Origin of the sequence: Flavobacterium esculini (assembly GCF_048284325.1) — a bacterium.
Classification (GTDB): Bacteria; Bacteroidota; Bacteroidia; order Flavobacteriales; family Flavobacteriaceae; genus Flavobacterium.
On record NZ_JBLVPI010000009.1, the window covers coordinates 1 to 13,693 of the forward strand.

The following is a 13,693-nucleotide window of genomic DNA, read 5'->3' on the forward strand; positions in this document are numbered from 1 at the left end:
CAATTTACCCCGAAATTAGGTGGTCAATTTGAACTGGAAAGTGGTGGTCAGTTTGCTCTGGAACTGGTGGTCAATTTACACTGGAAAGTGGTGGTCAATTTGACCGGTTTTTCCAATGTTTAACCTGTAAAAACAAAAAAGCCTCTACATCACTGTAAAGGCTTTCTGCAATTAGCTCCCTCTCTTGGGCTCGAACCAAGGACCCTCTGATTAACAGTCAGATGCTCTAACCAACTGAGCTAAGAAGGAAACTGTATATTTTTATTCTGGTAAGGAATGAACGTTTTTGTGTGTTTATAGTGAGGTTTGTTTCACTTGTAAAGCGGTGCAAAGATAGGGCTTAATTTGATTTCTGCAAGCAAAAATAAAACTTTTTTTAATTTTTTTTACTTCCCAAGAATTGCCTTGTAAATGTCGTTTCCATTAGCAAATAGTAACAGTGTTATAAGTAATACGAAACCAACCATTTGTGCGTTCTCTAGGAATTTATCACTTGGTTTTTTACCACTAACAATTTCATATAATAAAAACATTACATGGCCACCATCAAGTGCGGGAATAGGCAACAAGTTCATTACACCAAGCATAATTGATAATAAAGCAGTGATTGTCCAGAAAACTTCCCAACTCCAAGTATTAGGAAAAATATCAAATATAGCTTTAAAACCACCTACTTGTTTGTAAGCACCAGTACTTGGACTGAAAATCATTTTCAGCTGTTTTCCGTACCCTACTAATTGGTCTTTTCCTTTTGCTAATCCTACAGGGATTGATTCTAATAGGCCAAATTCCTGCTTACTAATTTTGTAATAGCCTAGTTTTTCAAGTGTAGCCATTCCTAAACCTCCAATTTGTATACCTAGTTTTCCATCTTTGGAAACGATAACAGGAACTTGTACTTCTTTTTGGTCTCTTAAAACAGTAGCGTTAATGGTTTTGTTTTTATTGTTTTCCAAAACTGTTTTGGCTTCATCAAAGTATTTTGTTTTTTGACCATTAAGAGCAATAACAATATCTTTTGGTTGTAAAGCAGTATTTTTTGAATCTGCAGCAACAGCTCCAATAACAAACGGCATTCTGATAGATACTAATGGTGCTTTTTCGTGTTTTGATAATTGATCCACAAAATCATTGGGCATTTTTATAGACTGCTCGGTTCCATTTCTTTCAATTAGAACTTCTTTTCCCATCACCACTTTGGCATTGATTCCATTATCAAAACGTTCTACTTTTTCGCCATCTATAGAGATGATTCTGTCACCTGTTTTGAAACCTGCATTTTGCATGGCCTTATTTTCGATCAAAAGACCGTCTTTCAAATCGGAGTTAGCAATATAGGTATCGCCATAAGCAAATGCCATTCCGATATAAATAATGAACGCCAGAATAAAATTCACGGTAACACCACCAAGCATAATAATCAAACGTTGCCACGCCGGTTTAGAACGAAATTCCCATGGTTGAGGGGGCAAAGCCATTTGCTCTTTGTCCATGCTTTCGTCAATCATTCCGGAAATTTTCACATAACCACCCAAAGGCAACCAACCGATACCGTATTCAGTTTCGCCAATTTTCTTTTTTAGAAGGGAGTATTTAACATCAAAAAACAGGTAAAATTTTTCGACTCTGGTTTTAAATAATTTAGCAGGAATAAAATGTCCTAATTCGTGAAGTATAATAAGTAATGATAAGCTCAATAAAAATTGAGAAAGCTTGATAACTATGTCCATTTTTTAATTTTAGTTCTTTTACAACGTACAAAAGTAAGGTTTTCTATTTGTTTAATTTACAATAATTGTTCCATACCGTTTTAAATGTTTGTTAATTAATTAAATTTCAATTTTTACTCTCAGTTATGTCCCTTAACTTTACTTTTATGAAACGGTTTTCCCGTTATTTTCATTTAAAAACACACATTAAAATCAATAATATGTCTTCAAAATTATTTTCACCACTTCAAATAAAAAATATTACGCTTAAAAATAGAATTGTTATATCTCCCATGTGCCAATATTCTGCCACAGACGGTTTTGCCAATGACTGGCATCTTGTGCATTTGGGCAGTCGTGCCAGTGGCGGAGCGGGATTAATTATTCAGGAAGCGACTGCAGTTTCCCCCGAAGGCAGAATTTCCCCTGGGGATTTGGGACTTTGGAAAGACGAACAAATCGAAAAAATGCAAGCGATTAATCGTTTTATTAGGAGTCAAAATTCAGTTCCCGGAATTCAATTGGCGCATGCCGGAAGAAAAGCCAGTGCCGCTGCGCCTTGGGAAGGAGGCAGAAAATTAGATGAAACCCAAGGCGGTTGGGATACTGTATCGCCAAGTGCGGTCGCCTACCATGATAATGAAAAAATGCCTATTGCATTAGACAAATCGGGAATTGAAAAAGTAATTTCCGATTTTAAAGCGACTACCAAAAGAGCCGTTCAAGCTGGTTTTCAAGTATTGGAAATTCATGCGGCTCACGGCTATTTATTACATCAGTTTCTTTCGCCTTTGTCTAATTTTCGAACGGATGAATATGGAGGAAGTTTCGAAAACCGAATTCGTTTAACGTTAGATATTGTGGAAGCAGTACAATCAGAATGGCCGCAAAATTTGCCTTTGTTTGTTAGAATTTCTGCTACGGATTGGGCGGAAGGCGGTTGGAACATCGAAGAATCAGTTCAACTTTCGAAAATACTAAAAGAAAAAGGGGTGGATTTAATTGATGTTTCTTCAGGCGGATTAGTGTCACACCAACAAATTCCGTTAGGACCCAATTACCAAGTTCCTTTTGCAGATAGAATAAAAAAAGAAACGGGAATAATGACAGGTGCAGTAGGATTAATCATAGCATCCAGTCAAACGGAAGAAATAATTGCAAGCGGAAAAGCCGATTTGGTTTTGTTCGCAAGAGAATCACTTAGAAACCCAAATTTAGGATTGACGTTCGCCCAGGAACTTCAAGCGGATGTTCAATGGCCAAAACAATATGAAAGAGCAAAAATTAAATAATCACACATTTTATCTTTGATAACACAAAGTTTTTCTGTCAAATCGAGCGCAGTCTAGATTCTTTTTAATATTTAGATCGAACAAAAAGGTTCGAATGGGTATCAAGAACCAATTCTTCAATGAACTTAGATTCCTTATGGGTTTCAAAATTTAACCACACAAGGAATATAAGTTCCCCTGATTTTTAAAATTAAAAGTTATAAATTCGTGTTCGACTAAAAAAAACAGCACATGCAAAAAATAAGAACTGCTTTACTATCCTACGGAATGTCAGGAAAAGTGTTCCACGCTCCGTTTATCTCATTTCATGAAGGATTTGAACTGATTGGTTCCTGGGAAAGAAGTAAAAAATTGATACACGAGGATTACCCTTCGGTTAAAAGTTATGCCACAATGGAAGCTTTACTCGAAGATGATGTCGATTTGGTGATTGTAAATACGCCAGTGGATACGCATTATGAATATGCCAAAAAAGTATTGCTTGCGGGAAAACACGCCATTGTCGAAAAAGCATTTACCACCACCGTTGCCCAAGCGCAGGAATTAGCTGCTTTGGCAAAAGAAAGAGGAGTAAAGCTAGCCGTTTTCCAAAACAGAAGATGGGACAGCGATTTCAAAACCGTGCAGAAAATTATTTTGGAGAAGAAATTGGGTGACATTGTGGAAGCTGAATTCCATTTTGATCGTTACAATCCGCTTTTGAGTCCTAAATCACACAAAGAAACTGCCAATTCCGGAGCTGGAATTCTAAAGGATTTAGGTCCGCATTTGATTGATCAAGCCTTGTGTTTATTTGGTTTGCCCCAATCCGTTTTTGCTGATATCAGAATCACGCGAGAACATTCTTTGGTAGATGATTATCTAGATATTTTGCTTTATTATCCTGATTTTAGAGTCCGATTAAAAGCTAGTTTTTTTGTAAGGGAAGCCATTCCGTCTTTTATGATTCATGGGAAAAAAGGTTCTTTCTTAAAACCACGAGGCGATGTGCAGGAAGACGATTTAAAACTTGGAAAAAAACCAAATTTAGACACTTGGGGAAAAGAACCTGAGAGTAAAGAAGGCACTTTACATACTGAAATTGAGAACGACATCTTTAACGCGAAAGTACCAACACTTCAAGGCAACTATTACGATTATTTTGATGGCGTTTACAATTCCATTTCAAATGATACACCAGAGCCGGTAACCGCTCAGGATGGGATTCATGTGATGCAAATCATTGAAGCCGCAATAAAAAGTAGCGAACAGAAGAGAGTAATTGATTTGTAGTTCAGAATGATGGTTCTTTAAATTTTTTTGCCACAAATTTAAAGAAAGTGGTTGGACATTGACAAAGAATTGGTAATTCCGAAAATACGCAGTGATGAAAATGGGTTTATCAAAGAGGATAAAAAAATAAATTTTCTACTACATTAATCTGCTGAATCTGCGTAAAAATTTTTAGCACGCAGATTTTGCAGATTCAGCAGATTTTATAAACCATAATACTATTTCGAATTCTTAACCAAACATTTGAAAAGAGTTAGATAGAATTACACGAAAACACGGATTCCTGTAGTCCCTAAATAGAAATTTGTGGCGAATAACTTCTAAATACGAATGCTTTTTTAGTCTAATTTATAAACAATAACGATATATTCCTTGGTTAATGTGTTGTTTCGACATAATGAATGATTGCTTTTCGTACTTTTGACCTAGGAAATTCTAAAACTCATTCTTTTGATAGATTTAAACTTTTTAGGCAGATTCAAAGCGAAGGGAAAATACAAGAAAACGTACAAAGATGCTAAGGTTTCTTATTTGAACAGAATTCGTTGGGCAGTGTCCATGTTTTATTTTGGTATGGGTTTGTGTTTTGCCACTTGGGCAAGCCGAATTCCGGATATCAAAACGGCATTACACCTTAGTGAAGGCGATTTGGGAACCATTTTATTTGCAGTTCCTGTAGGACAGTTAGCCATGATGCCCTTTTCAGGAAAATTGGTTACTCGTTTTGGCAGCCATCGCATTCTCCCTTATTCTATTATAATGTATGCCTTTAGCTTGACCACTTTAGGACTAGCCCAAAATGCTTGGCAACTGGGTCTTGGATTATTTTTCTTTGGAATTTTCGCAAACTTAACTAACATATCCGTAAATACGCAAGGAGTGTACACAGAAGGGCTTTTTAAAAGAACCATCATGTCCTCTTTTCATGGGATGTGGAGCTTAGCTGGATTTACAGGAGCTTTAGTCGGCTTGGGAATGTTGTCACTAGAACTCAATACGTATACGCATTTTCTGATCGTTGCGGGAATCGCAGTTTTGTTAATGGCTTTTAATTTCAAATTCTTAATTAAAGCCAAAGAAACCATCCAAATCGAAAAGAAAAAAGGATTCAGAAAACCAGACAGATCTCTAGTCATGTTAGGAATCATTGGGTTTTGTTGTATGGCCAGCGAAGGTGTTATGTTTGATTGGAGTGGTGTTTATTTCAAAGATATTGTCAAAGCGCCTGGGCCATTAGTAATTTTAGGCTATACTTCTTTTATGATTATGATGGCAAGTGGCCGTTTTTTTGGGGATGGTTTAACTCAAAAATTTGGACGAAAAACAGTAATGCAAATCAGTGGTTGTATGATTTCCTTTGGCTTATTTACTGCCGTATTCTTCCCATTCATAATTCCGTCAACAATCGCTTTTATGTTTGTAGGATTGGGAGTTTCCACTATTATACCAACTCTTTATAGCATTGCAGGCAAGCATCCAACGATCCCAACCGGCGAAGCCTTAACAGCTGTTTCCAGTGTAAGTTTCCTTGGGTTTTTAATGGGGCCACCCATAATTGGTTACATAGCCGAGGCATTTGGTTTGCGATTTTCATTCGCTTTCATCGGTATTTTCGGATTTCTCATTGCACTGATGGTTTCCAGAATCAAAGCAATTCAAGACTAGTTTTTTAGGAACACAACATCCCGTTTTTATAAGAATACATACACCCGATGGCAGCAAGTATCCTTTTTCTCGTTTTTTTACGAGAAAAAGGATACTTGCTGCCATCGGGTGTATTGACTACGCTTATAATTTCTTAGAATAGTTCCACATTGCAGAGGTTTTAAAAAAATATAAGATTTTTTTTATAAAAAATAACAACTTAATAGTTTTTTTCTTATTTTTAACATAGAATTTAAAGAGTACGCTATTTAAGTTGAGTTTAAAATTCTAATACCACACTTTAAGAATTTTATTCGATCTAAAAATACCACTTTCCAAAAACAATTTTTTTCCATTTTCTGATTCTTTATTCTATTTAAGGTTAATCTTTCCGTGTTCAAAAAAAATCATCATTATCAGTAATCTTGATTGTCAAAGGACTGGATTTGACTAACTAAAAATAGAATAAAGAATTTTTATATATAGTGCATTCTAATTCGCTCATAAAAGACCTCATACGCTTATGATAAAAATTACCCTTATTCTCTTTTTTTTTGTTGCAATACCTTTTGCTTTTGCACAACAAGAAATAGGGATTACTGGAAAAGTTATGGATTCCAAAACACAACAACCATTATCTTATGTTGTAGTTACCATTCAAAATACGAATTTAATGCAGCTGACAACAGTTGATGGGAAATTTAGATTTGACACGGTTCCCGCAGGCGAACAATTGGTTTTATTTCACAGTCAAGGATATAAAGACGCCTTATTTCCAGTTGAAATTATAGCGGGACAAATACTCGATTTAGACACAATACTATTAGAAGAAGATCAAACATCAGAACAACAAACCGGTTTAATAGCACTTTCGGAAAGTGATCTAAGCGATGACAACAGCGGCTCCGAAAGCACCTCCGGGCTTTTGCAATCCTCCAAAGATGCTTTTCAGCAAGCGGCCGCGTTCAATTGGGGACAAGCCCGGTTTAGGATACGGGGGTTGGATAGCGAGCATTCCACGATGATGATTAATGGTGTTTCCATGAACAAATTGTACGATGGCAGACCGCAATGGGGCGATTGGGGCGGACTCAATGATGCCCTCCGCAATCAGGAGTTTTCCATAGGAACCGCTCCTTCAGATTACACTTTTGGCGGAATATTAGGCACTCAGGAAATCAATACCCGCGCTTCCATTTACAGACCTGGCACCCGAATTTCATTTTCAGGAACCAATACTAATTACAGTTGGCGAATGATGGGAACCTATGCTTCCGGAATGAATGCGCAAGGTTGGGCATTTGTGATTTCGGCAGGAAAGCGATGGGCACAAGAAGGGTATTTTGAAGGAACAAATTACGATGCTAATTCCGCCTTTATAAGTTTGGAGAAGAAATTAAATGACAATCATTCGCTCAATTTCACAGCTTTTTATACACCAAATTCAAGAGGGAAGAATTCTCCAAATACCACCGAAGTTACCCAATTAACAAATGAAAAATACAATTCTTATTGGGGTTTTCAAGATGGAAATAAGAGAAATTCGAGAGTGAAAGCCATCGAAGAACCCATCTTAATGCTAAATCATTATTTTAAACTCAATGACAAGACAAATCTAACTACCGGCTTGATGTATCAATTCGGAAAAATTGGAAATAGCAATATCGATTATCAAAATGCGAATAGTCCAGATCCTGCCTATTATAGAAAACTGCCAAGTTATTACAGTTCGCATTATGAATCAGATAACGGGGAATTTTCAGGAGAATTTTCGCCAGATTTAGAGAATGCCGAGAAAAGTAGAGTACTGTTTTTAGCCAATCAGCAAATAGATTGGAACGGGATGTACCAAGCCAATCAAAACCCGATTGTTGATGCAAACGGAATAATTTCGGGTTATGAACCTTCCAAAAGTAAGTATATTTTGTATGAAGATCGAACCGATGATAAAACAATCGTGGCGACTTCTACATTCAATACACAGCTCACGGAAAATGTTATTTTGAATGCTGGGGGATCTTTCAAAAACTTGAAATCGCACAATTATCAGAAGCTTTTGGATTTATTGGGAGGTGCTTACTTTGAAGATATTGATGGGTTTTATAACGGAAACCAATCGCAATCGGACTTGAATAATCCAAACCGTCAAGTGGTCGTTGGTGATGCATACGGATACAATTATAATTATGTTGCCAATACGCTGGATGCGTTCACACAATTTAAATTTTCGTACAATAAAGTAGATTTTTATCTGGCTCAAAGTTTCTCGAGTACCAATTATCAAAGAGAAGGTTTGTACAGAAATGGAATTTACGAAACTAATTCCTTTGGAAAAAGTGAGAAAGCAACATTCGAAAATTTTGGTTTCAAAGGAGGATTGACCTATAAAATATCCGGAAGACAACTGTTGATTTTTAACGGAGCGCATTTGACAAAAGCCCCAACAATCAGGAATACATTTCCCAATTCTCGATTAAATAACAGGATTGTTGATGAACTGGAAAGTGAAAATACCAGTAGTTTGGATGCGAGTTACAGCTATCGTTCTCCAAGATTCAAAGCCCGATTAACCGCTTTTTATACGTTGATAAAAGATGCCACACAAACGTCATTCTTTTACGCTGAAGGAATTTTTGATGATGGTGCGGGATATAATAATACAAGTGCTTTTGTGAGTCAGACGCTAAGACATTTGAACAAGAAAAATCTGGGCACCGAATTAAGTCTGGAGTACCAAATAAACTCAACGTTGAAAACCACTTTTTCGACAGCTTTGGGGGAATATACGTATGACAGCAATCCAAAGGTAATAGTGACTAATGATGCCGAAGCTTCAATAGAAAACACAAATCCTGTTTTCGATTTTGGAACCGCAGCTTTGAAAAACTACAAACAATCTGGTTCGCCACAACAAGCCTATTCGTTGGGAATTGAATATCGGGATCCTAAGTTTTGGTGGATTGGAGTGAATCTAAATTATTTAACAAATAGTTATATTGATGTTTCTCCCATTGCCAGAACAGATCACTTTTTTATCAATCCCGCCAGCGGATTTACCTTTCCGGAAGCAACCGAAGAAAGAGGTAAGGAATTATTGCAACAGGAAAAATTTACGCCAACAACATTGTTAAATATTGTTGGCGGAAAATCATGGCGTATTTATGGGAAGTATGTAGGTCTTTTTGTCAGCATCAATAATGTGCTCGATGTTACTTACAAAACGGGCGGTTATGAACAGGCCAGAAATGCCAATTTTAGGCAACGCAATCAGGATGTTTCCAGTGGAACACCATCTTTTGGCAACAAATATTTTTACGGGTACGGAAGGACTTATTTCGTCAATCTTTCCATCAATTTATAGATAAAAACGTATTACGCAAGGAACAGAACAATTAATATATTCCAAAATTTATATGACCTTATACTTCTTATATGTTTCAAAAAACGACTAAAATGGTTCCACCATAGGAGAAATATAAGGACATGTAAGCAGATATTTTAGACAAATCATTTTTAACAATAAATAGTCATCTATGAAACCAACTTTCAATTCCCTGTTTTTTTCTATAGCAATCGCCATCCTTTTTACAAGTTGTGTAAATGATGCCGTTGACATTCCTAAACTAACTTGTACCCAACCGGATTTAACCGTAAACCGAACCGCTGCCGAAGTTAGGGAAAATGCCAATGCAATTGTAACCCAATACAAGTATGACGACATCATAGAAGCTTATGTTGTTTCCAGCGATGAATCGGGAAATTTTTTCAAGTCTATTTCCTTTCAAACTTTGGCAACAGCCACAACGCCGGCTATAGGTTTTAGTGTTCCGATGGATGCTACAAACTTGTATATTGATTACAGATTAGGCAATAAAGTATATTTAAAACTAAAAGACCAATACACGGATATTTCGTTTGGTGGCATGCGCATAGGAAGCATTTTTGTCAATTCTTACAATGAAGGTGGAGTAGGGCGACTTTCCCAAAATGACTATAAAAAAGTGCTGAATGCTTCTTGTATAACCGTAAAAGAAGAACTTCTAGTAAAGACAATTTCGATGGAGGATTTATTAAATGATTCTAATTTGAATACTTTGGTCGAATTATCCGATGTTCAGTTTACGGCGGATGCTGTTGGTCGCCATTATTTTGAGGAAACCAATAATGTGGGTGGCGCAACCAATTGGGGTTTGATGGATAAATTAGGGAACCAAGTGTATTTTAGAACTAGTAGTTTTGCTGATTTTTCGAGTAGTATAGTTCCTAATGGGAGCGGAAAAGTAAGAGGGGTTTTAACAAAATATGGAACGGATTATCAACTATTACCACGGTCCGAGAAAGATGTTATGATGACTGGAACTAGAGGAGCTCCTTTTTTCTCTCAAGATTTTGAAACGGTGATTGATAAATCAAATTTGAGTCTTCCGGGATGGACAAATAGTGTTCAAAAAGGAGCACTTTCCTGGAAAGGAACAGTATATTCCGGAAATGGTTATGCCGAATTCAATATTTCAGGCGCAAAGGTGATTTCGAATGTGGCTTGGTTGATTTCTCCAAAAATCGACATGGACAAGCATACTAATGAAGTCTTGACTTTTAGGGCTGCCCAACATCATTTAGACGTGGATTCCCAATTGAATTCTTTGGAAGTTTATGTTTCCACTAATTTTGACGGATTGAATGTGGCTAATGCGACTTGGATTCCAGTTTTGGCAAAATTACCAAAACAAGCCACACCTTGGTATCAATTTATAGGGAGTGGGGTAATAGATTTATCTTCTTATAAAGGTAAAATCAACATCGCTTTCAAATATACAGGTTCCGGAAAAAATCTGGCTTTGGACGGCGCTTTTCAAGTGGATGATGTGCAGGTCTTTGGAAATTAATATTGGTCACATAGCAGTGAAAAATACAATTTATGTAGCGTGTATTTTATATATTTGCAGCCTTACAAATTAAATTAAAATTTATGAAATCTATTTTATTAGCATTAGTTTCTATACTATTTGTTTCTTGCTTATCAGATGGTGGAGCATCTAAACCGGTTGATTATACGGCTCAAAACGAAAAAGAAATTGTTGATTATATCGCCAAAAATCATTTAACTGCTCAAAGAAGCGATTCAGGGTTGTATTATGTGGTTAATGAAGCTGGGACCGGTGCGCAACCTACCGCAACGTCTAATGTAACGGTGGCGTACAAAGGTTATTTTACCAGCGGAAATGTATTTGATGAAAGTAAAGCGGAAGGAATTTCTTTTGGATTGAATCAAGTAATAAAAGGTTGGACAGAAGGAATTCCTCACTTTAAAGTAGGAGGCAGCGGTATTCTTTTAATACCGTCTCACCTAGGATATGGAAGTAGTGGTAGTGGTCCTATTCCTGGTGGTTCCGTACTTGTTTTTGAAGTTAAACTTATTGCAATAAATTAGAAATTGATTGTTTAAATCACTTTGGTTTTTTCAACGAAAACCAAAATAAAAGGCTGTCTGAAAAGACAGCCTTTTTACTTAATTATTTTTTGGTTTCAACTATACTAATAGCATAACCTCCGCCTGGAGCGCTGAGTTGTGCTAGTTTTGATTTGTTGGTCACCGTCATTTTACGAATTGTATACGCTTGCGGATTTGTTTTATAATGCGCATCCTTAGCATCTGCATAAATCGTGGCTACATACGTTTTTCCTTTTTCCAAGAAATCAAATTTGATCGTTGAAGTACGAGGAGTTTCTCCGTTTACATTCCCAATAAACCAGTTGTTAGACACTTTTGCTTTACGCGCAACGGTAACATATTGACCTGGTTCTGCTTCTAGGTATTTACTGTCTGTCCAATCTACCGCTACATCTTTGATAAACTGAAATGCATCTGCAAATCGGTCATAATTTTCAGGTAAATCGGCTGCCATTTGCAACGGACTGTACATCGTTACATATAAAGCCAGCTGATTTGCAATTGTACTGTTGACATGTGATTTATTATCAGGATTGATTTTGCTTAAATCCATTTCAAAAATACCCGGAGTATAATCCATCGGTCCGCCCACTAAACGGGTAAAAGGCAATACGGTTACATGGTTTGGTTTAGATCCGCCAAAAGACTGATATTCAGTTCCTCTTGCTGCCTCGTTACCAATTAAATTTGGATACGTTCTACAAATACCTGTTGGACGAATAGCCTCGTGAGCATTGACCATGATTTTATATTCAGCTGCTTTTTCGACAGCATATTGATAATGATTGACAATCCATTGGCTGTAATGATTTTCACCTCTTGGCAAAATATCACCTACATAACCACTTTTCACAGCATCATAGCCATTGTCTTTCATAAACTGATAGGCTTTGTCCATATGACGCTCGTAATTACGAACAGATCCAGAAGTTTCATGGTGCATAATCATCTTGATTCCTTTTGATTTTGCATATTCATGTAGCCCTTTAATATCAAAATCCGGATATGGAGTTAAAAAATCAAAAACATAATCTTTTGAATGTCCAAACCAGTCTTCCCAACCTTCATTCCAACCTTCGACCAAAACTGCATCAAAACCGTTTTTGGCTGCAAAATCAATATATTTCTTCACATTGGTGGTAGTAGCACCATGCTTGCCATTTGGTTTTGCTTTTGCAAAATCAGTAACTCCAAGTTGTACCGTTGGAAATTCATCGGTGTAAGCCCATGAGCTTTTTCCGGTAATCATTTCCCACCAAACACCTACATATTTAACTGGTTTTATCCATGAAGTATCTTCAATTTTACAAGGGTCATTCAAGTTTAACGTCATTTTTGAAGCCAGAATTTCTCTTGCGTCATCATTAACAATTATCGTACGCCAAGGCGAATGGCTTGGAGCCTGCATATATCCTTTATCTCCTTTTGCATCTGGTGTCAACCAAGATTCGAATACCATGTTTTTATCATCCAGATTCAAATGCATGCAAGAATAATTGATTAATGCCGCTTCGTGTAAATTGATATACAATCCGTCGCCTGTTTTTAGCATAAGCGAAGTCTGAACTCCTGTTGTAGAAAAAGACTTTTGAGAAACATTTGCAGTAGTTGCTTTTTCAGTAAGTCCTCTAATTTCTGATAATTTTGAGGTAGTATAATCATATTCTTGGGTATCATAATCACCAGGAATCCAAAAAGCGGTATGATCGCCTGTCATTGCAAATTGGGTTCTTTCTTCTTTGATTACAAAATAAGTAAGGTTTTTTTGCGAAGGAAACTCATAACGGAATCCTAGACCATCGTCAAACAAACGAAAACGAATAACAATTTGTCTGTCGGTTTCTTTTTGATTTAAGGTTACTGCCAATTCGTTATAATGATTGCGAATTGAGGCAACTTCTCCCCAAACTGGTTTCCAGTTTTCATCAAAAGTGGATGTCTTAGTGTCAATAACAGTAAAATCATTTAACAATGATTTTTTATCATTTTTTAGCTCAAGACCTAATTTACTGGGTTTCACAACCGCTTTGCCTTTGTAATTTAAACTGTAACTAGGTGTTCCGTCATTTTGTAATGAAAAGGTCATTACAAATTTTTCATTCGGTGATTTTAACTGCTGTGCATTTGCAGTGTTAAAAAAAGCGAGCCAAAGTAAGGCTGCAAAAAGAAATTGCTTCATTTTTTAAATAGAATTTAATAATTAATTTTTTAGGTTTGGTAATAGAATGTGATTTTCACGAAATCGATTTATTGAAAAACTCAAAGTTTTAATCCCAATTCCGAATTTCGAGAAAGTAAAAGTAAACGCTTTATGCGCTACATAT

Annotated in this window: 8 protein-coding genes and 1 tRNA gene; 6 read left to right on the forward strand and 3 right to left on the reverse strand. The window is 36.5% G+C overall.

The genetic code is table 11. The features are described 5' to 3' along the window. Window positions 1–175 precede the first annotated feature (175 nt). Both ACNQGG_RS09275 and rseP read right to left on the reverse strand, forming a co-directional pair. Window positions 176–249, reverse strand: a tRNA-Asn gene (locus ACNQGG_RS09275). Between the two features lie 137 nt (window positions 250–386). Next, the gene (gene rseP, locus ACNQGG_RS09280; protein ID WP_417963281.1) at window positions 387–1,730 is read right to left on the reverse strand and encodes an RIP metalloprotease RseP; all 1,344 of its coding nucleotides are present in this window, start codon (window positions 1,728–1,730) and stop codon (window positions 387–389) included. 200 nt (window positions 1,731–1,930) lie between these two features. Here rseP and ACNQGG_RS09285 point away from each other — a divergent pair, with 200 nt between their 5' ends. From ACNQGG_RS09285 to ACNQGG_RS09310, 6 genes are all read left to right on the forward strand, one after another. Then, window positions 1,931–3,001: an NADH:flavin oxidoreductase/NADH oxidase gene (locus tag ACNQGG_RS09285; protein WP_417963283.1), complete on the forward strand. Its 1,071-nt coding sequence runs from the start codon at window positions 1,931–1,933 to the stop codon at window positions 2,999–3,001. Between the two features lie 231 nt (window positions 3,002–3,232). After that, window positions 3,233–4,273 carry a Gfo/Idh/MocA family oxidoreductase gene (locus tag ACNQGG_RS09290; RefSeq protein WP_417963285.1) on the forward strand — a complete coding sequence of 347 codons (1,041 nt, stop codon included), beginning with the start codon at window positions 3,233–3,235 and terminating at the stop codon, window positions 4,271–4,273. A 450-nt stretch (window positions 4,274–4,723) separates the two neighbouring features. Then, the gene (locus tag ACNQGG_RS09295) at window positions 4,724–5,938 is read left to right on the forward strand and encodes an MFS transporter (protein ID WP_417963287.1); all 1,215 of its coding nucleotides are present in this window, start codon (window positions 4,724–4,726) and stop codon (window positions 5,936–5,938) included. A 502-nt stretch (window positions 5,939–6,440) separates the two neighbouring features. Further along, the gene (locus tag ACNQGG_RS09300) at window positions 6,441–9,278 is read left to right on the forward strand and encodes a carboxypeptidase-like regulatory domain-containing protein (RefSeq protein ID WP_417963289.1); all 2,838 of its coding nucleotides are present in this window, start codon (window positions 6,441–6,443) and stop codon (window positions 9,276–9,278) included. A 172-nt stretch (window positions 9,279–9,450) separates the two neighbouring features. Further along, window positions 9,451–10,803 carry a DUF5689 domain-containing protein gene (locus ACNQGG_RS09305; RefSeq protein ID WP_417963291.1) on the forward strand — a complete coding sequence of 451 codons (1,353 nt, stop codon included), beginning with the start codon at window positions 9,451–9,453 and terminating at the stop codon, window positions 10,801–10,803. A gap of 83 nt (window positions 10,804–10,886) precedes the next feature. Next, the gene (locus tag ACNQGG_RS09310; protein ID WP_416855879.1) at window positions 10,887–11,348 is read left to right on the forward strand and encodes an FKBP-type peptidyl-prolyl cis-trans isomerase; all 462 of its coding nucleotides are present in this window, start codon (window positions 10,887–10,889) and stop codon (window positions 11,346–11,348) included. 82 nt (window positions 11,349–11,430) lie between these two features. On the opposite strand, the gene ACNQGG_RS09315 is transcribed toward ACNQGG_RS09310, so the two are convergent. After that, entirely contained in the window at window positions 11,431–13,548 is a 2,118-nt protein-coding gene (locus ACNQGG_RS09315) for a glycoside hydrolase family 97 protein (protein WP_417963293.1), read from the reverse strand. Window positions 13,549–13,693: the final 145 nt, after the last annotated feature.

Excerpts from the sequence above, each read along its gene's own strand:
- ACNQGG_RS09290 (WP_417963285.1), top strand. The coding sequence starts at position 3,233 with ATGCAAAAAATAAGAACTGCTTTACTATCCTACGGAATGTCAGGAAAA.
- ACNQGG_RS09305 (WP_417963291.1), top strand. The coding sequence starts at position 9,451 with ATGAAACCAACTTTCAATTCCCTGTTTTTTTCTATAGCAATCGCCATC.
- ACNQGG_RS09300 (WP_417963289.1), top strand. The coding sequence starts at position 6,441 with ATGATAAAAATTACCCTTATTCTCTTTTTTTTTGTTGCAATACCTTTT.
- ACNQGG_RS09315 (WP_417963293.1), bottom strand. The coding sequence starts at position 13,548 with ATGAAGCAATTTCTTTTTGCAGCCTTACTTTGGCTCGCTTTTTTTAAC.
- rseP (WP_417963281.1), bottom strand. The coding sequence starts at position 1,730 with ATGGACATAGTTATCAAGCTTTCTCAATTTTTATTGAGCTTATCATTA.
- ACNQGG_RS09285 (WP_417963283.1), top strand. The coding sequence starts at position 1,931 with ATGTCTTCAAAATTATTTTCACCACTTCAAATAAAAAATATTACGCTT.
- ACNQGG_RS09310 (WP_416855879.1), top strand. The coding sequence starts at position 10,887 with ATGAAATCTATTTTATTAGCATTAGTTTCTATACTATTTGTTTCTTGC.